The organism is Pseudoalteromonas sp. PB2-1 (assembly GCF_045040605.1).
GTDB lineage: Bacteria > Pseudomonadota > Gammaproteobacteria > Enterobacterales > Alteromonadaceae > Pseudoalteromonas > Pseudoalteromonas arabiensis.
This window is the reverse complement of record NZ_CP090667.1, coordinates 2,075,175-2,095,998: the sequence shown is the minus strand read 5'-3', so window position 1 is coordinate 2,095,998 and position 20,824 is coordinate 2,075,175. Positions and strand designations below refer to the sequence as shown.

Here is a 20,824-nt window from a genome sequence, read left to right as displayed (position 1 = left end):
ACCTATCCCATCTAATTAAAATATCTTACACTGTGTCAATTAGTTAGTTTCAGGCAAGGACAGTGTAAAGTGCTGAATATAATTCAATCAAATCGCATGGAAGCACTGCAAGCGCGGTTTCACGCGCTGCTTAAAGTTAATCCGTTAACAAGTCCCTTTAAAAAAGAAATTGTGCTTGTGCAGTCACCGGGTATGTCGCAGTGGCTAAAAATAGGTTTAAGTGAACACTTAGGGATTGCCGCTCAGGTCGATTTTCCGCTGCCTTCGAGTTTTATTTGGCAGCTTTACCAACAATTATTGCCTGATGTACCCAGTGAATCTCCGTATAACAAAGCTAACCTTGCTTGGAAGCTGTTTGCGATTTTACCAAACTGCATTGATGAGCCGCTGTATTTACCACTCAAAACCTATTTAGATGGTGACAGTGAAGGGCAAAAAACGTTTGCCTTGTGCGAGAAAATTGCCGACGTTTATGACCAATACTTAATGTATCGTCCCAATTGGATTGCCACTTGGGAGCAGGGCATCGATGAGCTTGATGATGTTGATGTAGGCATTGCGCCATGGCAACCAGATCTTTGGCGTAAGCTGGTGGCGCACAGTAAAGAGCTTGGGCAAAGCCAATATCACCGCGCCAATATGCAAGACAAACTCCTTGCAGCCCTTGAAAAAATGGACGCAAGCCAATTACCTGAGCGTATTAGCTTATTTGGTATTTCTGCAATTGCGAGCAGCCAGCTTGAAGTGTTTCAGGCCATTGCGAAAAAAACGCAGGTATTTTTGTTTTTCTTTAACCCCAGTGAACATTACTGGGGCGACACACTCGATGAAAAAACAGCCGCCAAAATTGCCGCTAAATATGCCAAACGCCCGCAGTTACAAGCGCTTGAAGACAGCGCTAAAAACCCTGATCACGAGTACTTTTTTATTGGTAACCCGTTACTCTCGTCGTGGGGTAAATTAGGCCGAGACTATTTTGAGCAGTTACTACAACTAGATGCGCAGTGGCTAGACGGATTCGATAACGAGTTTGATCAAAGCTTGCTATCGCAAATTCAGTCTGAAATTTACCAATTAGCCTTCAAGGGTGAGTCATTAACGCCTGATAAAGAATGGTTTATTAATGACGAAGGCAAATTGCCGATTCAGGCTGATGACACCAGTATAGTGCTGAGCGATTGTCACACGCCACTTCGTGAAGTAGAGCGACTACATGATTACTTGCTTAACTTATTCAATGAAAATAAAGCGCTAACACCTAAAGATATTATTGTAATGATGCCAGATGTTGGCACATACAGCCCGTATATTGAGGCGGTGTTTGGTGGTGCCGAAGGGCGACGCTTTATCCCTTATGCGTTAGCCGATTTAGCCATAGAGCAAGAAAAACCTGTGCTTAGCTCGTTTGCCAGTTTAGCTGATTTACCCTACTCACGCTTTGGTGTGTCTGACATTCTTGATTTATTGCAAGTTACGCAAATTGCCGAAAAATTTAACCTCGAATCCCATGAGTATGAGCAAATTGGCTTTTGGCTTGAACGCGTTGGCGTTAAATGGGGCTTAGATGCCGCCCACAAAGATAGTTTTGGCTTACCCGCAATAGATTTAAATACTTGGCAACATGGCCTAAACCGCTTGTTATTAGGTGTTGCACAACGTGATGAACAACTGCCTTTCTCGGGTATTTACAGTGCCGATGAAGTTGAAGGCATGGCACTAAATACTTTAAATAAACTTATTGAATTTATTGATGTACTGGCCCGTTTTAAAGCTAAGCTGCAAACTGATGCACCGCTTAACGAAAAGGCAGAAACTCTAAAAGAATTATTAAGCGCTGTGTACAGCGAGGAAGGCGAACAAAGCTGGGATTTATTAGTGTTGCAAAAAGTGCTCGATACACTGATTAAGCATTATGATAATGGCGATTACCAACAAAACGTTTCGCAGCGCATTATTAGTTACCTAGTTAAACAAGGTATACAAGAAAAAGGCGTAGGGCAGCGCTTTTTAGTGGGGCAAGTTAACTTTTGTACCTTGATGCCAATGCGGGCTGTGCCATTTAAAGTGGTGTGCATGCTAGGTTTAAATGATGCGGATTACCCGCGTACAGTTCAGCCAATTGGCTTTGACTTAGTTCCTTACTCAAAACGCCAAAAAGGCGATCGTTCTCGCAAACTCGACGACCGTTACCTGTTTTTAGAAGCGATTTTAAGTGCCCGTGAGAATCTATACATCAGTTATATCGGTCGCTCTTGCTTTGATAACCAACCAAGAATGCCCTCAACCTTAGTGAGCGAGCTGCTGGAATACATAGCCCGTAGTTTTGAATTTGCTGACCAAGAAACTCACTTAAAGCTACCAGAGGCGCTGATTAATTATCAGCACTTACAACCATTTAATCCGGCTTATTATCTAACAGAGAAAGCTGGTGACGAGCAAAAAGCAGACAAACCGCTAGCCACACAATTGCATAGCTATAATCCTGTTTGGATGCCAACTCAAAGTGTCAATCCTGAGCCTCAGCAAGCGCTTAATGTTCAGCCAGAAAGTAGCGTTGAGTTAACTCAGTTTATTCGCAGTATTTGCCAGCCGCACGAGAGCTTTTATCAGCAAAGCTTGGGTTTACGCTTACCGCAATTTAACGATATTGCTAAAGATGAAGAGCCGTTTAGCTTAGACGCGTTACGTCGCTACTTTTATCTAGACGAAATTCTCGAAGCCAGTATTCAAGAAATGCCCCTAAACCAAGCGCAAATTATGCAGCGTGGTGAATTGCCACAAGCCCATGTTGGCGACCTTGTATTTGAAAGTATGCAGCACCGAGTAGATGCGCTTGCAGGGCAAGTGAAAGCGCATATTCAAGGTGATGAAGCATTACCCGTTGAAGTAAATATTAAAATAGCCAACACCACTTTAGAAGGTTGGTTAAATCATATTTATGGTCAAAAACAGGTGTTTTATCGCACTGCCAGTATTAAAGCAAAAGATGTTATTCGCGGCTTTGTGCATCATTTAGCAGCGCAAATAATGGGGCAACCTGTTGAAACCCTCATTCTTGGTTTAGACAAGCAAATTAGTTTTTCACCTATGTCAGAAGATGATGCTCGTAAGTATTTAAACGATTGGTTTTCGCTTTATGAAACGCTTTTAACTCGCCCAGTGGCGTTTTTTCCGGTCAGTGGTTACGAGTACATAAAAACAGATAAAGATATGGTCAAAGCAAACAATAAATTCGCGCCGCAATACATAGGCATGGGTGAGGGTGAAAATCCGTATATTCGTTTAACCATAAAGAGCCTTAAAGACTGTGAAGAAGAGTTTATAAAATGGAGCGAGCTGCTGTTATCGCCACTCGTTGAATTAGCACAGGAGGCCGATCATGCAAACGCTTAATCCAATGAGTATGGCGCTGTGTGGGCAAAGCCTTATTGAAGCCAGTGCCGGTACAGGTAAAACCTATACAATCACAGGTTTGTATTTACGGTATTTGTTGGGCTTACAAAAAGCGACCGGGGAAGATGAACAATTAAATACGCCGCTTAGTGTTGAGCAAATCCTAGTGGTGACCTTCACTGAGGCCGCCACCCAAGAAATTAAAGACCGTGTGCGAGCGCGTATAATCAATGCCAGAGATGCACTGCTTGGCAAAGAGCCCGGTGATGAGCTGATTGAGCAAGTAATTGACGAGGTAACTGACAAACACGCCGCATTTGATTTGCTAGACGCTGCGGCAAAGTCGATGGATGAAGCCGCTATATTCACCATTCATGGCTTTTGTCAGCGAATGCTGAAACAACATGCTTTTGAGTCAGGGGTGGCGTTTAACTTAGAGTTTATTTTAGATGAGCGTGAGCTTATTCAAGAAACCCTTAATGACTTTTGGCGTGCTTTTGTTTACCCACAATCAAAAGAGCGCACGCAAGCAATTACCAATATTTTCCCAGTGCCTGCATCACTGTATTCACAGGTGGTGAGTTTACTCAATAAACAAGGGGCAACAATCACCCCCGAGTATGACCTTGACGATATATGGCAAGCACGCGACAGCTTTGTGGCAAAAGTTCCAGCATTTAAAAAGGCGTGTCGTGAGAGTGAGTTTATTAATGCTGTAAAAGCGTCTGATTTAAGTGGCTCAAAAACCCCAGGGCGAAAAAACAGCCTTGCAGCGCTTGAAGAATACTTAAACAATGACGAGTTGTTTTTTGTATTTGGTACTAATAAATACTCGTTTGAAGTGTGGAGCACAGAGAATTTAAGCGACCCTGCAAATTACAAGAAAAACGGTAGCTTACTCAGTCACGAAATGCTGGCTCGGTTTGATGAAATGGCGCAACTTAGTAGCCTTATCAATAACGGATTGAATATTGCGATAGTGCAATACGCAGCTAAATGGGTCGCAAATGCATTAGTTAAACGCAAGCAAGAGCAAGGCGTGATCACCCCTGATGATTTATTAAGTAACCTGCATCAGGCGCTTTTAAGCGAGCAAGGGCAAGCATTAAGTGAAAAAATTGCCGCCTTGTTTCCGGTTGCCATGATTGACGAATTCCAAGATACCGATCCAATTCAATACGGCATTTTTAGCCGCATTTATGGCATTAAAAACACCACGCTTGCCATGATAGGTGACCCAAAACAGGCTATTTATGGTTTCCGTGGTGCAGATATTTTTACTTATATTGGCGCAAAAGAAGCTGTTGCGAAAGATAAACAATACACCCTAGATACCAACTACCGCTCAAGTGAAGGGGTTGTTGATAGCGTAAACCGCTTATTTGCTAAAAATGACAATAGCTTTATTTATAACGACGCAATCCCATTTCAAAAGGTCAATGCTAAGGGAAAACAGCAAGACAAAGCGTTTTTAATAAACGGTGAAATGCCCAGTGCGTTTGAGTTTTCGGTTTTTGTTGATGAATACGCCGAAGCGAACAATAAGCCAACCAGCAAAGGGGTGGCTCAACAAGCATTGGCTTTGCAGTATACGAAAAAAATCACCGAGCTACTCAAGCAAGCTGATGCCGGCTATGCGACTATCGCAGGAAAACCACTCACCGCTGCCGATATCTGTGTGTTAGTGCGTGACCGAAACGAAGCACAGTTGATGAAAACCGCACTGGCAGAAGCCGCCATTGCCAGCGTGTATTTGTCGCGTGATAGTGTGTTTAACCAAGAGCTTAGTCATCATTTACTTAACTTTTTAACGGCATTGCATGGTCAGTATGATGAGTCATTATTGCGCGGTGTACTTGCTGGGCCATTGTTTTGCTTAAGCTACAACCGCATTTATGAGCTTCACGAAAATGAAAGCGCATGGCAAGAGCATTTAAACTTTTTTGCTCAGCTAGCCCATATTTGGCATAAACAGGGCGCTATGGCGATGCTCGAGCGTTTATTGAGTCATAATCAACTTGCAGCGCGTTGGCAAGGCTTAGGCTACAACGTTGAGCGCTGGCTCACCGATTTCCGCCATTTAGGGGAAATCTTACAGCAAAAGCAAATTGAGCTTGAGGGAACCCATAGATTGCTGCGTTGGTTTGCGCAAAAAGTCAGTCAACAAGATGGCGAAGCGGTGCAAGTACGCCTAGAAAGCGATGCTAATTTAGTGAAAATTGTCACTATGCACGCCTCAAAAGGCTTAGAGTACCCGATAGTATTCATGCCGTTTGCCTGTGGCTATCGGGAAAGCAAAGAAGCCCTTTATCATAAAGACGGTAAGCTGATTTATGACCTTGCTAAAAGTGACGAGGCAATACAAAAAGCAGAGCAAGAGCGCTTGGCTGAAGATTTACGCTTACTTTATGTGGCGCTGACTCGTGCCGTGCATTTTTGTTCTGTGGGTATGTATAACATTTCGCAAGGTCGTAGTGCTCGCCCTGGTATTCAAAGTACCAGCATTGGCCACGTATTATTTGCAGGGGTAGAGATCAAATCGGGCGATGAATGGCGCGCAGTGTTACAACAATTTTGTGAAGGCTCAGCGCACATGCACTATGAGGCGTTTCGCCAAGCAGATGAGCTTGAAAAGTTAACATTTGCTGGAGCTGACAGTGAGCAAACCTATCAAGTTAATACTGTAAAAGCAGACATTCAGCGTGATTGGCGCTCAACCAGCTTTAGTAGCTTAACGCTGAAAAAGCATACTGACCATATTGAGCTTGGTCGCAGTGATGAAGACCACGAAAAAGATGAATTTTTAGCCCAAAATGCCAATGCTTTAACTCCTTGCAGCTTCCCTAAAGGGGCTAAGCCTGGTAGTTGTTTGCATGAAATTTTTGAGCAATTAGACTTTACCGACCCTTATGCGTTAAAGCGTCCAGCTAGCGAACAAGAAGACCATGCACTTGATAAAGTGATCAAAACGTTATTCGAAAAATACCATATTGATGATAGCTGGCAGGAAATGACCGAGCAGTGGATCCTTGCTACACTGAATTGCCCATTAAACGATAAAGGGCTTAGTTTATCAGTACTTGAGCCTGATACCTGTTTGGTCGAAATGGAATTTAACTTACCGCTGTTATCGCTCTCAAGCGATAAGCTGAATCAAGTGTTGGTAAAACATTTTAACTTACCCAGTCAGCTTGATTTTAGTGAGGTGCAAGGCTTACTAAAAGGCTTTATAGATTTAATATTTTGCTGGCAGGGTAAGTATTATATTCTTGATTATAAATCGAATTTTTTAGGTAACAGTGCGGCAGACTACCAACATGAGCAATTAGAGCAAGCCATGACCAGTCACCAGTATCATTTGCAGTATTTGATATATACCGTGGCATTGCACCGCTTATTAAAACAACGTATTCAAGATTACGATAGCGACACGCATTTAGGTGGTGTTTACTACACCTTCTTACGAGGTATGAGCGAAGGGCAAGGGGTGTATTTTAATCAGCTTACGAAACAGCAAATAACTGAGCTTGATAGCTTATTCGCACAAGGAGCCATGCTATGAGTCAAATGACATTCGGCTTTGATGACCATGAGCCAAACGAGCCAATGAATAAGCAGCCAGAACAACATGCCCAAAGCGATTTAGTGTTGCCTGCCACAGAACTTAAAACACAGCCGTTACTGAGTTATTTACTTGAGGCAAAACGTATTCGCTTAGTTGATGTTAAACTTGCAGAGCTACTTACTGGAACAGAAACAGTAGCCGGTTCGCAATCGTTGATAGAGAATAACGATGCAGCGAACAGTGAAGTATTTTACCTGATTTTATTACTTGCGGCTGCGCAGCAAAGTCAGCACAGTTGTTTAGAGCTCGTGAATATAAACTGGCAAAACCCGTTTGAAATTAAAGAGCAAAGTTTAGCTGATGCCAGCATTGCATCCCCCGAGGTTTTAACCCCGTTTGCGACAGAATTTGGCCTTACTGAGGCCGTTAATAAATTAATGAATGCTGATTGCGTAGGGGATGATAAGCCACTGCTGTTGTTTGCGAATAAACTCTACTTTGCCCGATTGGCTGAATACGAAACCACACTGGCATCACGTTTACATCATTTAGCAACGAAAGAGCTGACCCTTGATGAAGGTGAATTAACGGCATTACTTGAGGTGTATTTTCCTCACAGTGAACATACAACAAACCCAAGCTATGCTATTAAAACATTAAACTGGCAAAAAGTAGCCTGTGCGATTGCCGCAACAAAAGGCTTTAGTGTGATAACCGGCGGCCCAGGTACCGGTAAAACCACCACAGTAACTAAACTACTAGCCATTTTACAATCTTTGTATGCCAGTGCGCCGCTAACAATTAAGCTGGTTGCACCGACAGGTAAAGCGGCAGCTCGTTTAACTGAGTCCATTTTAGGGGCAAAGCAAAAGCTTAATATGATCCCTGATAATATCGTGCCACTTATTCCAGACAGTGCACAAACGATTCACCGTTTATTGGGCGTCATTCCGCATACTAATAAGTTTCGCCATAACAAGCGTAACCCACTGCATTTAGATGTATTGATCATTGATGAGGCATCGATGGTAGATTTGTCGCTTATGGCAAAACTAATCGAGGCATTACCGAGCCATGCAAGGCTTATTTTACTGGGTGATAAAGACCAATTAGCTTCGGTTGATACGGGCAGTATTCTCAGCGACCTATGCCAAGGGCTAGAGCTTGGCAAAATGCCTGATTACAGCAGTGAAAGAGCAGCGCAGCTTAATCGCGTTTGTTTTAATAATCAGAGCTTTATACCCGCGGCGAGCAGTCATTTTGTACTTAACGATTGTATTGCGTTTTTACAGCAAAGTTATCGTTTTGATGGCAGCAGCGGCATTGGTCAATTAGCACAAGCTGTAAATACCAATAACAGTGGCTTACTGGGCTTCGTTGAGCAAACGATTAATCAAGGTGGCTTTAAAGACCTTAAACTTAATTACAGCGTGATCAGTAAACCTATTGAGCAATTTGTGCAACAAGCGGCTCTGCAATACCACGATTATTTGCAGCTTATCCAGCAAGGGGCAAGTGTTGCCAGTGTGCATAAAGCATTTGCGTATTATCAGTTACTGGCTGCCGTTAGAGAGGGAGATTATGGTGTAAATAGCCTTAATCAGCGTATTGAAAAAGCACTGGCTCAACAAGGTTTAATTTCGCCATATCAAAGGCATTATGTGGGTATGCCAATTATGATCAACCAAAACGACTACCAGTTAAAACTGTTTAATGGCGACATAGGTATTTTAATGCACGATGAGCAAGGTCAGTTAAAAGCCATGTTTGTTGATGAACAAGAAAATATTCGCGCCTTTTCGCCCGCACGTTTACCTGCTCACGATAAAGTGTATGCGATGACAATTCATAAGTCGCAAGGCTCAGAATTTGCTTACACAGCGATGATTTTACCGCCAATAAAACAGGCTAATCAGGGCATTAACAGGCAATTGGTTTACACGGGGATCACCCGCGCGAAAACCACATTTGAGCTGGTGGCCGATAAAAATGTATTGCTAATGGCAATGAATAAATCTGTTACTCGTGCATCGGGTTTATACGATAGGTTAAAACATGAAGCTAGTTAAAGTAACGAGTAACCAACTCAACGAGTTAATGGGTTGGTTTAACACAGAGGCAGAACTGCGTATTTGGTCAGGGCCATTTTTTAATTACCCATTTGATACGCAAAGCTTTAAAAAAGATTTAAACCTAGATGAGTTGAATTCATTCGCGTTGATTAATGACGAAGGCCAGATGTTAGGGTTTGGTCAATACTATTTACGTGAAGGTCGTTGCCATTTAGGGCGGCTAGTTATCGCGCCAAGCGAGCGTGGTAAAGGTTTTGCAAAGCTGTTGATAAATCTATTAGGAGAGCAGGGCAAACAGCAATTGAACTGCGATAGCTTGTCGTTGTTTGTATACACCCACAATATCCTCGCTAAAACGGCCTATGAGAAACTGGGGTTTATTCAAACTCAGTACCCAGCTGACATGCCCCTCGATGGCTGTATTTATATGACCTGCTAAGAGCGTTTAAAGCTGCTTTTACGAAATAGATTAGGTTGCCAGCCAAAATGAAGAGCGCCTAATCTTAAAAAAACGGTGACAACTAAACCACCAACAATACACCAGATATAGTCCACCTCTAAAGTAAATAATGCAGCATAAGTAAGTCCGCCAGATAGGCAAGCGGTTGAATAAAGCTCTTCGCCCATTACCAGTGGAACTTCTCGACAGATTACATCGCGCATCAAGCCACCAAAAATACCTGTTGTCATACCCATAGTAATGGCAACAACCATATCAGCCCCTTCAATAAGTGCTTTTTCAATACCGATAATATTGAAAATTGCCATCCCTACAGCATCCATTAATAGCATGGTGGTGTTACTTAAATCGGGGAGGTGACGAATTGATAAGATAGACGCGAATATGGCTATGTAAGTTGCGTATAAATAATCTGGTTGGGCTATCCAAAATACCGGCTTGTTGAGTAGGATATCTCGTAAAGTACCACCACCTATGGCTGTTACCGTGGCAACCACCACTACACCAAAACCACCGACACTTTTTTCATGACCTAGCAAGGTGCCAGAAATAGCAAAAAATGCCACCCCAATAATGCTTAAAAAGTGAAAGTATTCTGATGTCATGCGGCCTCCTTACCTGTTAGTAAGTTAACCCTAGCAAAATGAACTTTATTGGCGCTGAACAGATAAGAAAGTAGGGCGGGTAATGACCTTACCCGCCAGTGTGGAATTATTGATTATTTAAGGTAATCAACCACTAATTGGGTCATCGCATTTACACCAAGCTGTAATGCTTTCTCGTCTGCAAAAAAGTGTGGTGAATGGTTACTAGGCGCTGTAACTGCATCTTGACCTTTTGGTGTGACACCTAAGAAAAAGAACATGCCTGGTGTTTCTAAAGCGTAGTAACTAAAGTCTTCGGCACCTGTGATAAGTGGCGTTGTGATCAGGTTCTCTTTGCCAACCACACCAGCAAGTGTTGGCGCCATTTTCTTAGTTAATTCAATATCGTTCACGGTTACTGGGTAACCATGGTCAATGTGAACATGCGCTTGTGCGCCACCTGATTCAGCCACCATCTCGGCGGTTTTAGCTAAACGTTTTTTAATGTCAGCGCGCATTTCTTGGTCAAAGGTACGAATAGTGCCCACCATTTCAACTTGATCTGGGATGATGTTGTTACGTACACCGCCATTAATAGCACCAAATGAAACTACCGAAGGCGCTTTGGTTACATCAACTTGGCGCGAAGCAATGGTTTGTGTTGCCATAATAATTTGTGATGACGCCACAATTGGATCAACCCCATTCCAAGGGCGTGAACCGTGGGTTTGACGACCTTTTACTGTGATTGTAAATTTGTCGGCGCTGGCCATCAACGGTCCTTCACGAAAACCAATTTGTCCGGTATTTAGCGAGCTGGTTACGTGTAAACCAAATACGGCTTCTGGCTTTTCTTTAAATAAGCCCTCTTTAAGCATAAGCTCCGCACCGCCTTCTTCACCATCTGGTGCACCTTCTTCAGCTGGTTGGAAGATAAACAGAATATCTCCCGCGAGCTCTTCTTTTATTTTGACTAAAGACTCAGCGGCCGCCATTAAAATAGCCACATGGTTATCATGACCACAGGCATGCATTACGCCAACGGTATTGCCTTTGTACTCTGTTGTTTGAGTTGACGCGAAGGGTAAGTCTACTTGCTCTTTAACAGGTAGTGCATCCATATCAGCGCGCAGCGCAATAAGCGGACCTTTTTTGCCCCCTTTAAGTTTGGCAACCACACCGGTATGAGCCACACCTGTTTGCACTTCAAGGCCTAAAGAACGTAAATGCTTCGCTACGTATTTGGCTGTTTCAAACTCACGGTTACTCAGCTCTGGATATTGGTGTAAATGACGGCGCCATTTAATGACTTTTTCACTGACGCTTTTATTTGCAGATTTAAGCTCAGTATTAATATCACTAGCTAATGCAGGGGTCGAAATCGCACTGAGTAGTAGGCTGGTCGAAAGTAATTTGTTTAACATCCCGTATCCTTTTATTATTAATTTATTAAACCAATGTAAAGTATAAAGCTTTGAATGAACAGGAACAGGCGCTAATAAATCAAGATAATTGGTTTGGGCAGCGCACACAGAACTTTAAAGATAGCCTACTTAAAAATGCTAAATTAATCACCTTAAATGCAGGTGATGCATTGTTTTTGCGTGGCGATGAAAATACCGGTCTGTATTGTGTTATTGATGGCGTGCTTAGAGTTTCTGGGGTTAATAGTCAAGGCAAAGAAGCGGTGCTCAGTTTTGTAACCAGTGCGATGTGGTTTGGTGAAGTTGCTTTGTTTGATGGGGGTAAACGCACCCACGATGTGTATGCACAAACTGCGGTACGGCTTTTACACGTACCTGAGCGGGCATTAACTCAGCTATTACAAGAGCATCCTGCCTATTGGCATGATTTTGGGCTGCTGCTTACCAATAAAGTGCGAAACCTGTTTGACTCATTAGAAGATCACGCACTCCTTACAGCAAAGCAAAAGGTGAGTAAGCGGTTATGCATGCTTTATCAGTCGTCAAGCCAAAACCCTTTGCCGCTTACCCAGCAACAACTTGCCGATATGACCTATTTAACACGGCAAACTATTAATCAAATATTACAAACCCTGCAAACTGACTCAATTATTAATCTTAAATATCAATCGATTGAAATAATTAATATAGATAAATTGCAATCACAGTGCTGATTTGGAACTAAAATTGCTACAAAGCAGCAATCAAGCTTAAACGGAAGACAGCGTGTGGCAATTACATTTCATAATCAGTACAACCCTTATCATTATTCTGGCACTAAAAATAGTGAGACGTCGCTTACTCCATCACAAGCAAAACCCATGGCTCAATCTTCTTCAGATGCACAACAGTTGTTAAGAAAACATACAGAGCCAAGCTCATTTTTAGACACAGCAAAGGAAGCGCTTGTTTATCAGCGTTTAGGCGTGGACAAAGAGAAAATTGATGAAATTAAAGCGCAAATAGAAAAGCTTGCTGAACAAATGCAACAACAAGGCGCGGATATGAAAGCCCTGCAAGAAAAAATGGAAGAGTTACAATCTATGCTAGAAGAGGAATATCAAAAAGGGCGCGACCGCATGGACATGCAACCAGACGCTGAAAAGGGCAGGGTTATCGATGCACTGATTTGATATGTAAGTTAATGCTGGTTCGTTAAATGTCGGCTAGTTGACATTCTTGGTAGTGAATTTTCTGCTAATCTGAATTTTGAACACAGTTTTGGCAGGAAAAATAATGAAAACATTAAAACAACAACTAACAAATTACGCCCTCTATCACCGCTCTAAACGCAACATTTATACTCACTTTATTGGTATCCCATTAATTGTGTTTGCGATTGTTTGTTTATTGCAACGTGTCACGCTTATCTCAGAGCCTGTTGTTATCCCCTTGGCAACTGTGGTGATTGCGCTCACTTGTCTTTATTATTTAATGCTCAGCTTATCTATGGGGTTAATTATGGCTGTATGCTTAAGTGTGTTAAGTATTGCCGCTAAGCCTGTGGTATCGCTTTCGACCGAATTATGGCTAGCTGTGAGTATTGGTAGTTTCGTTGTTGGTTGGGTATTTCAGTTTATTGGTCATTATTTTGAAGGTAAAAAGCCAGCTTTTGTTGACGATTTAATTGGTTTGGTAATAGGGCCTTTATTTGTATTAGCAGAGTTCTTGATTATGCTTGGTTTTTATAAAGATATTGCTGATCATATCGAACAACATGCAGGGCCTAACAAAGCATAACAACAATAATAAGGAACACACATGCAATTAAATGGTAAAACAGTTTGGGTCACAGGGGCATCTTCTGGGATTGGTGAGGCACTTTGTGAGCAACTGGCGGCAAAAGGGGCAACGCTAATACTGTCTGCCCGTAATGAGGAAAAACTCAACGCTCTTAATGCAAGGCTCGGCGGCAATCATCATGTGGTCGCCCTTGATTTGGCAAAGCCCGAAGCCCTACTTGAAGATATGCCAGCGGTGATTGAACGACTGGGCAGAATTGATGTACTTATCAATAACGGTGGGGTGTCGCAGCGTAGCTTATTTTTAGAAAACGAATTTACGGTTTATCGCCAACTGATGGAAGTGAATTACTTTGGTTTAATTGCTTTAACCAAGGCCGTAGTACCACAGATGGTGAAGCAAGGTATGGGTATGGTGGTCTCAATTAGCAGTGTGGCAGGTAAAGTCGGTTCAAAGTTCAGAACAGGTTATTCGGGCTCTAAATATGCGGTTGTGGGTTTTATGGATTGCTTAAGAGCAGAACTAGCCGACAAAAATGTGAATTGCCTGACAATTTGCCCAGGTTCAATCAAAACAGCTATTGCACATAATTCGTTAGATGGCCAAGGTAAACCGCAAAATAAGCCAGAGCAATCAATCGAGAATGGCATGGATGTCGCAAAAGCCGCTGCAAAAATGATCAAAGCCATTGAAGCCGAGAAAGATGAGGTTGTGATTGGCGAGGGAATAAGTGGTTTAGCACCGACCATTAAGCGTTTTTTTCCAAGCTTTTTTAATCGCCTCACAGCAAAAATGAATTATCGATAATTTATAGTCATAAGTTAGTGAATGATTCTTAGTAAACAATGCGCAGCTTAGATTGCGCATTTTTTGTACCAAACGGTCGAATTTTTAACACTTTAATCGATAAAAGGCACTAGTTTGCTATGGTTAAACGGGGATGGATTAGCTTACAATGAGGTAAAAGTAGTCCAAACAAGAGAGAACAACAATGGCCGCATTTGGTACTGTATTTATGCCACAAATGATCCAAGCACGTTTTGCTGATAACTCATGGAGTGAAAGCGCGCTGGTCCCATCTGATAAAATCGAATTACATGCGGGTGCTCACGTATTACATTACTCAAGCACCTGTTTTGAAGGATTAAAAGCATTTCGTCATGAAGATGGCACGGTCTATATCTTTCGTATGGATGCTAACATCGCGCGTATGAAACAAAGCTCTAAGTTACTAAACTTACCTGACTTTGACGAAAGCATGCTTGAGCAAATGATTAAAGACATTGTAAAAGAGTATGCAGACGAAACGCCTACACCTCCGGGGTCTATGTATATTCGCCCTACGCACATTGGTACAGAAGCGGCGATTGGTAAAGCGGCTGCGCCGTCAATGAGTTCCTTGCTTTATGTATTACTTTCGCCAGTGGGTGACTACTTTGCTGGTGGGGCAACGGCACTCCGCGTATTACTAGAAGAAGACGGCATGCGCTGTGCACCACATATGGGTATGGTGAAAAGTGGTGGTAACTATGCAAGTGCATTAGGTCCAATCTTACAGGCTCGCTCTGAGCACCAAGCAGACCAAATTTTATTCTGCCCAGGTGGCGATGTGCAAGAAACCGGTGCTGCAAACTTTATTCTAATTGATGGGGATGAAATCATCACAAAAGCACTTGATAGCACATTCTTACACGGTGTAACGCGTAATAGTATTTTAACGATTGCTAAAGATTTAGGTATGACAGTATCTGAGCGTAATTTTACTGTGTCTGAGTTGCTTGAAAGAGCCGCTAAACCAGGCACTGAAGCTGCATTATCGGGTACCGCTGCGGTACTGACGTCGGTTGGCACGCTTATTCATAATGACCAAGAGTTTAAAGTGGGTTCGGGCGAACCTGGCGAAAAAGTCGCAAAATTACGCCAAGCATTGAATGATATTCAATGGGGTAAATCAGCGGATAAACACGGCTGGTTAACAAAAGTATAATTGCGCAGTAAATATGGAAAGCCACGTAAATTGCGTGGCTTTTTTGTTTTTACATTGGTTTACAGCTCTACCCGTGTTTAGGCGCAAATTACTAGACATTAATGGGTATTAACTTTATTTTCATTTTGTTAATAATGACTAACAAGTAAACCTATTATGATCAAGAAAACGCTTGCATGTGCGATTGTTGTTGCACTGGCGGGGTGTGGTGAATCAACCCCAAAAAATACAGAACAAACTGTAAAAACTGCAGAGGTAAAAGCTGCTGTGAATTATCCAGAAACTAAAAAAGGCACTGTTGTCGATGAGTACTTCGGTGAAAAAGTGGCCGATCCGTATCGTTGGTTAGAAGACGATATGAGCGACGAAACAGCACAATGGGTCAAAGCTGAAAATGACGTCACGTTTTCTTATTTAAAAAATATTCCTTATCGTGATGAGCTTAAAACCACGCTTGAAAAGCTGATGAACTATGAAAAAGTCACAGCACCATTTGAAGAGGGTGAGTATACCTACTTTTATAAAAACGATGGTCTGCAAAATCAATATGTGGTGTATCGCAAAAAAGGCGACTCAGAAGCTGAGGTGTTCTTAGACCCAAATACTTTTAGTAGCGACGGCACAACCTCAATGTCGGGCTTAACCTTCACAGAAGACGGTACGTTAGCAGCTTATCAAATCTCTGAAGGCGGCAGTGACTGGCGTAAAATTATCATTATTGATACAGCGACAAAACAGCCAATTGAAGAAGCGTTAGTCGATGTGAAATTTAGTGGTATTGCTTGGCTTGGTAATGAAGGTTTCTATTATTCGAGCTACGATAAGCCAAAAGGAAGTGAGCTGTCTGCCAAAACAGATCAACATAAAGTTTATTATCACAAATTAGGCACAGCGCAAGCTGATGACCAATTAATTTATGGTGGAACTGAAGCACAAAAGCACCGTTATATTGGCGCAGAGGTAACCCGTGATAATCGTTATTTAATTATCGCTGCAAGTACTTCAACATCAGGTAATAAACTGTTTATAAAAGATTTAACTAAGTCTGATAGCGAATTAGTGACGATTTTGGATAACACAGAATCAGATACTTCTATTATTGATAATGACGGCTCGAAACTCTATTTAGTGACTAACTTAAACGCACCAAATATGCGTGTAGTGACTGTTGATGCCGCTGATCCACGCCCTGAAAATTGGCAAGATTTAATCCCAGAAACTGACAATGTGCTTAGTATTTCAAAAGGCGGTGACTACTTCTTTGCTAAGTATATGGTTGATGCGATTTCGCAAGTAAAACAATACGATAAATCAGGTAAACTGGTGCGCGATATCAGCTTACCAGGTGTGGGCACTGCATACGGCTTTAGCGGTAAGCACGATGCACAAACATTGTATTACTCATTCACAAATTACACCACGCCAGGTAATACCTATTCGTTTGATGTTGAATCAGGCAAGTCTGATGTGTATCGCAAGTCGGGCGCTAAATTTAATAGCGAAGACTATATTTCTGAACAAGTATTCTATACATCAAAAGATGGCACTAAAGTGCCGATGATTATCTCATACAAAAAAGGCACCGAGCTTAACGGTAAAAACCCAACTATTTTATATGGTTATGGTGGCTTTAACGTAAGCCTAACACCAAGCTACAGTCCTACGGTTGCGGCATGGCTTGAGCACGGTGGTGTGTATGCGGTAGCGAATATTCGTGGTGGTGGTGAATACGGTAAAGCGTGGCATGTGAATGGTACACAACTTAAGAAGCAAAATGTATTTGATGACTTTATTGCTGCTGCAGAGTACTTAAACGAAAAGCAATACAGCTCACCTGATTACTTAGCGGTACGTGGTGGTTCTAACGGTGGCTTATTAGTCGGTGCGGTTATGACTCAGCGTCCTGAGCTATTTAAAGTTGCGCTTCCTGCCGTGGGCGTATTAGATATGCTGCGTTACCACACCTTTACAGCCGGTGCTGGTTGGGCCTACGACTATGGTACGAGTGAGCAAAGTAAGGAAATGTTTGATTACTTAAAAGGCTACTCGCCTGTTCATAATGTTAAAGCGGGTGTAAGTTATCCTGCGACTTTAGTGACAACAGGGGATCATGATGACCGTGTTGTGCCTGCGCATTCATTTAAGTTTGCTGCTGAGTTACAAGAAAAAGGTGCAAAACAAAACCCGTACCTGATTCGTATAGAGACAAATGCAGGGCATGGAGCGGGTACTCCTACTAGTAAGGTTATTGATATGTACGCTGATATTTATGGTTTCACACTTTATAATATGGGCGTAAAGAGTCTTTAGTAAAAAGATAACGAGACTAAATACAACGCCGAGCAATTGCTCGGCGTTGTTGTTTTCAGGCAGCTTTAATACTAACGTCGCGCTCTTTATGTAATGGATCGGGAAGAGTGTCAGCGCCGTAGCTCACTGGGGAGTGAGCTAATATGGCACTAAGTATCGTTGAAGCTTTATTGCAATCCATGTTCATTTAATGCGTGAAAAATTTGTTATTCAGTTCTAATTACTCAAGGTTAGACCAACTTCTAAACACACACAATGATTAACTAACAGGAAGAAATAATCGCTGATAGGTTTTATATGCGTACTCGTCACTCATTCCCGATAAATAATCGCAAATAATGCGCATTGAGTTTTCTTGTTTGTCATGGGCACTCAACCACATTTCTTGGGTTGTTTCGGGCAGTAGACGCATAGGATCACTGGCAAACGCACTGAATAGCTCAATCAATAAATTTTGTCCTTTAAATTCAACTTGCTGCATTTTGGGTTCACGAATTAAACGCTTAAACACAAAATGCTTTAAAACATTAAGAATGGCTGCGAATTCATCAGGTAAGCTGACCGTGTACTGCAATATTTCAGACTCAAAATCAGCGTTTTGAACCACCAACTGAGCATTAATAATAAAGGTGTTAACCAACTCTCCAATGGCGTCTTTTCGCTCGTACTCATATTCTGAAAATAGCCGTTTGGTTATCGAGTTTAAATGCCCATTTAACCAAGGTGAATTAAGAGCGTCTAATTGTTGTTGAGCGTGGTTGAGCCAATCTGACAGGGTAAGCACTTCTGTTGCTATGGCATCTTCGAGATCATGCACGGCATAGGCAATGTCATCAGCCAACTCCATGATTGCAGCGTCGAGTGATTTATAATGGGTTCTAGCTCTAAATTCATCGGCTTGGTAATGACTAGACAAAAGCTTTTTATCATCGCCTGAAAGCGGGGCGATTATCCAGTTAAATACATCTTGATCATCTTTATATAACCCTTTAGCAGGGCGCCAATGATCTGCTTTTATAAAGCTTCTTTTTTCACTTAAAGGTGGAATGGTATGCCATAAATCATCAATAAACGCTGGGTATTTGATAAACCCAAGTAAAGTGCGGCGTGTTAAGTTCATGCCGTAACCATTACTATATGGTTCCAGTTTTGAGACAATCCGTAATGTTTGCGCATTGCCTTCAAATCCACCATTTTCACGCATCATGTAGTTAAGTGCTATTTCCCCACCATGTCCAAAAGGGGGATGGCCTATATCATGAGCTAAACATAGAGTTTCAAGTAAACTTGCACTGGGAAAATGTTTAAAATTAGCGTGTTGCGTTTTTAAATGTCTAAGTAGGCCACTGCCAATTTGCGCAACTTCTAGAGAGTGTGTCAGGCGAGTTCGGTAAAAATCATTAAGGCCAATGCCCATTATTTGCGTTTTTGCTTGTAAACGCCTAAATGCGGCTGCGTGTATAATACGTGATCTGTCTACTTGCCACGCAGAACGGTTATCATTTGGGCGATATTTTTGTTGATCAATGATACGGGCTTGCCAATATTGGCACATAAAATAACCTTATAATTACTCGCTCAGATGCCTTTTAGTATACGCAAGCACTTGAAAAATGCGAGCTAATTACTTGAAGCTCGACATAAAATGTAAGGCTATTAAATAACCTTTTTAGTGAAATTCGCCAAAAAAAATACCCTTTGATATAATTCGCTTTTATATGTGTGTGACGTTGCCGCACAGAGTTGTTGTTTACTTGAGAGAATACATGTTTAAATACCTTTTTCGAGGCTTACTTACTGCTTTCTTTACTTGGGCATTACTTTATCCATTTATAAATACAGACCATGTTGTTGAAGGCGTAGAACAATCAGACAGCACAAAAAAAGGAACACAACGTGTACAAAAAAAGAGAAACCTTTACATAATGTAAAGCTGCCTGACTTTTCGAGCTTTACAGATGTAAAAGAAAAAAAGCATGCTTTTTTTGATTTTATTCGTCCGCACATTGAAGCTGAAAATAAAAAGATTTTACAGCAACGTGCAACGTTAGAAATTGCCCGCATGATGCTTGAGTTTAATGAGCCTTTATCTAACAAGCAAAAACAAGATATTAAAAAAATCTTAGCCAGCTACAAGTTACCTAGCTCACTGGATGTTTTATCACTTACGCAAGCATTACGGCGTGTTGATATCATACCCAAAGAACTTGCACTTATGCAGGCTGCAAATGAGTCAGCTTGGGGAACATCTCGCTTTGCAAGAATTGGCTTAAACTTTTTTGGCCAGTGGTGCTACAAAAAGGGCTGTGGCATGGTTCCTCGACGCCGTGCAAATGAAGCCGCACACGAAGTTACTGCATTTAAGTCTGTGCGTGCAGCAGTCAGTTCTTATTTTAAAAATATTAATACCCACGCAGCATATTCAGATTTGCGCTCAATTCGTGAAGACTTACGACGTCAGCAAAAACCTATTGAAGCGACGAAGCTAACACACGGGTTGATGTCATACTCTGAGCGTGGTGAAGCGTACATAGAAGAATTAAACACAATGATTAATCAAAACAGAGCATACTTTGATGAATAAAACGGTTTCATGGTTGAAAGTAATTGGTGCTGTTGCGGCTTTGAGCTTTTCAAGTTTTAAGGTCGCGGCGAGTGAGTTTGTTGTAGCCTACGATGGTTTTTATGACCGCTTAAAAGTGGTTAATAAAGGTGAGTTTCAATATGCACAAGTGAATTTCTATTTAACTGATATTGCGACTAACGAAGTATGTACCATTAAATCAGGAAAAATCATTACAGAACAACAAGAGTTTGATCTAACTTATACTGATCAAGCGCAGCTTTTACTGCCTTTTGATAAACAGTTAGATACTGACAAAGCTGTGATTGTGGTACAGCCTATGAATCCTAAACATGATTGTCAGCTTAAGTTACAGATTGAGGCAACACAACTGGATGAGTTCGCATTAACAAAAGCGAATCTATTTGCTCTTGACCAAGAATTTGATGAACTACTCTCCGACCTTTCAGGGTTTTTTGTGAGCAAACTAATGTGGTTCCTGTTACCTGAACAAAAAGGCGTTGTGTTGAAGTTTGATAGCACAGATGCAATGTCAGCAGCAGGAGTTAGCTGTAAAGAAAATCGCTGTTTTATTAATGTTACTGACGACTGGGAGGAGGATGAAACTCGTCTTAGTAATAATGGAGCGTTATTAAGTGCAACTCCTTGGATTGCGAAATAATA

13 protein-coding genes and 2 pseudogenes are annotated in these 20,824 nt (G+C 41.8%); 12 read left to right on the top strand and 3 right to left on the bottom strand.

Features of this window, described 5'->3' with window-relative positions:
* Positions 1-69 precede the first annotated feature (69 nt).
* Genes recC through L0Z67_RS09660 form a run of 4 tightly spaced genes read left to right on the top strand, consistent with a single transcriptional unit; the run spans position 70 to position 9,469 of the window.
* Positions 70-3,393, top strand: coding sequence for an exodeoxyribonuclease V subunit gamma (recC, locus tag L0Z67_RS09675; protein ID WP_405127914.1), 3,324 nt, complete (start codon positions 70-72; stop codon positions 3,391-3,393).
* Complete coding sequence (gene recB, locus L0Z67_RS09670; protein WP_405127913.1) at positions 3,380-6,955, top strand: exodeoxyribonuclease V subunit beta; 3,576 nt, start codon at positions 3,380-3,382, stop codon at positions 6,953-6,955. Before recC ends, recB begins: the two co-directional genes overlap by 14 nt.
* A 5-nt stretch (positions 6,956-6,960) precedes the next feature.
* A complete protein-coding gene (gene recD, locus L0Z67_RS09665; RefSeq protein ID WP_405128717.1) occupies positions 6,961-9,027 on the top strand; it encodes an exodeoxyribonuclease V subunit alpha in 2,067 nt (688 codons plus the stop codon).
* Complete coding sequence (locus L0Z67_RS09660; RefSeq protein WP_193987422.1) at positions 9,014-9,469, top strand: N-acetyltransferase; 456 nt, start codon at positions 9,014-9,016, stop codon at positions 9,467-9,469. Before recD ends, L0Z67_RS09660 begins: the two co-directional genes overlap by 14 nt.
* Here L0Z67_RS09660 and L0Z67_RS09655 read toward each other — a convergent pair.
* Together L0Z67_RS09655 and L0Z67_RS09650 are read right to left on the bottom strand one after the other, a co-directional pair.
* Positions 9,466-10,095, bottom strand: a complete 630-nt coding sequence (locus L0Z67_RS09655) for a trimeric intracellular cation channel family protein (RefSeq protein ID WP_062569289.1) — start codon at positions 10,093-10,095, stop codon at positions 9,466-9,468. The two genes, L0Z67_RS09660 and L0Z67_RS09655, sit on opposite strands and share 4 nt — an antisense overlap.
* Before the next feature lie 113 nt (positions 10,096-10,208).
* The gene (locus L0Z67_RS09650) at positions 10,209-11,498 is read right to left on the bottom strand and encodes an amidohydrolase (protein WP_062569288.1); all 1,290 of its coding nucleotides are present in this window, start codon (positions 11,496-11,498) and stop codon (positions 10,209-10,211) included.
* A 50-nt stretch (positions 11,499-11,548) separates the two neighbouring features.
* Here L0Z67_RS09650 and L0Z67_RS09645 point away from each other — a divergent pair, with 50 nt between their 5' ends.
* The 6 genes and pseudogenes from L0Z67_RS09645 (at position 11,549) to L0Z67_RS09620 (ending at position 17,577) form a co-directional block, all read left to right on the top strand.
* Positions 11,549-12,211 (top strand): Crp/Fnr family transcriptional regulator, encoded by a 663-nt coding sequence (locus L0Z67_RS09645; RefSeq protein ID WP_193987421.1) that lies wholly within the window; start codon positions 11,549-11,551, stop codon positions 12,209-12,211.
* A gap of 54 nt (positions 12,212-12,265) precedes the next feature.
* Positions 12,266-12,670, top strand: a complete 405-nt coding sequence (locus tag L0Z67_RS09640; RefSeq protein WP_405127912.1) for a hypothetical protein — start codon at positions 12,266-12,268, stop codon at positions 12,668-12,670.
* Between the two features lie 103 nt (positions 12,671-12,773).
* Positions 12,774-13,277: a DUF962 domain-containing protein gene (locus L0Z67_RS09635; protein WP_405127911.1), complete on the top strand. Its 504-nt coding sequence runs from the start codon at positions 12,774-12,776 to the stop codon at positions 13,275-13,277.
* Positions 13,278-13,298: 21 nt separating this feature from the next.
* Entirely contained in the window at positions 13,299-14,087 is a 789-nt protein-coding gene (locus L0Z67_RS09630; protein ID WP_062569284.1) for an SDR family oxidoreductase, read from the top strand.
* A gap of 178 nt (positions 14,088-14,265) precedes the next feature.
* Positions 14,266-15,267, top strand: a pseudogene (locus L0Z67_RS09625) (branched-chain amino acid aminotransferase); the annotation flags it as partial.
* Between the two features lie 156 nt (positions 15,268-15,423).
* Complete coding sequence (locus L0Z67_RS09620) at positions 15,424-17,577, top strand: prolyl oligopeptidase family protein (RefSeq protein WP_193987419.1); 2,154 nt, start codon at positions 15,424-15,426, stop codon at positions 17,575-17,577.
* Positions 17,578-17,836: 259 nt separating this feature from the next.
* Here the strand turns inward: L0Z67_RS09620 and L0Z67_RS09615 are convergent, their stop codons facing one another.
* The gene (locus tag L0Z67_RS09615; RefSeq protein ID WP_405127910.1) at positions 17,837-19,132 is read right to left on the bottom strand and encodes an anti-phage deoxyguanosine triphosphatase; all 1,296 of its coding nucleotides are present in this window, start codon (positions 19,130-19,132) and stop codon (positions 17,837-17,839) included.
* A 211-nt stretch (positions 19,133-19,343) separates the two neighbouring features.
* Between L0Z67_RS09615 and L0Z67_RS09610 the strand changes: the two are divergent.
* Positions 19,344-20,161 (top strand): annotated as a pseudogene (locus tag L0Z67_RS09610) (glucosaminidase domain-containing protein).
* A complete protein-coding gene (locus L0Z67_RS09605; RefSeq protein WP_237127809.1) occupies positions 20,154-20,822 on the top strand; it encodes a DUF2987 domain-containing protein in 669 nt (222 codons plus the stop codon). The pseudogene L0Z67_RS09610 and the gene L0Z67_RS09605 overlap by 8 nt, the downstream one beginning before the upstream one ends.
* Positions 20,823-20,824 lie beyond the last annotated feature (2 nt).

Excerpts from the sequence above, each read along its gene's own strand:
- L0Z67_RS09635 (WP_405127911.1), top strand. The coding sequence starts at position 12,774 with ATGAAAACATTAAAACAACAACTAACAAATTACGCCCTCTATCACCGC.
- L0Z67_RS09615 (WP_405127910.1), bottom strand. The coding sequence starts at position 19,132 with ATGTGCCAATATTGGCAAGCCCGTATCATTGATCAACAAAAATATCGC.
- L0Z67_RS09605 (WP_237127809.1), top strand. The coding sequence starts at position 20,154 with ATGAATAAAACGGTTTCATGGTTGAAAGTAATTGGTGCTGTTGCGGCT.
- recB (WP_405127913.1), top strand. The coding sequence starts at position 3,380 with ATGCAAACGCTTAATCCAATGAGTATGGCGCTGTGTGGGCAAAGCCTT.
- recD (WP_405128717.1), top strand. The coding sequence starts at position 6,961 with ATGACATTCGGCTTTGATGACCATGAGCCAAACGAGCCAATGAATAAG.
- L0Z67_RS09660 (WP_193987422.1), top strand. The coding sequence starts at position 9,014 with ATGAAGCTAGTTAAAGTAACGAGTAACCAACTCAACGAGTTAATGGGT.
- L0Z67_RS09650 (WP_062569288.1), bottom strand. The coding sequence starts at position 11,498 with ATGTTAAACAAATTACTTTCGACCAGCCTACTACTCAGTGCGATTTCG.
- L0Z67_RS09630 (WP_062569284.1), top strand. The coding sequence starts at position 13,299 with ATGCAATTAAATGGTAAAACAGTTTGGGTCACAGGGGCATCTTCTGGG.
- L0Z67_RS09620 (WP_193987419.1), top strand. The coding sequence starts at position 15,424 with ATGATCAAGAAAACGCTTGCATGTGCGATTGTTGTTGCACTGGCGGGG.
- L0Z67_RS09655 (WP_062569289.1), bottom strand. The coding sequence starts at position 10,095 with ATGACATCAGAATACTTTCACTTTTTAAGCATTATTGGGGTGGCATTT.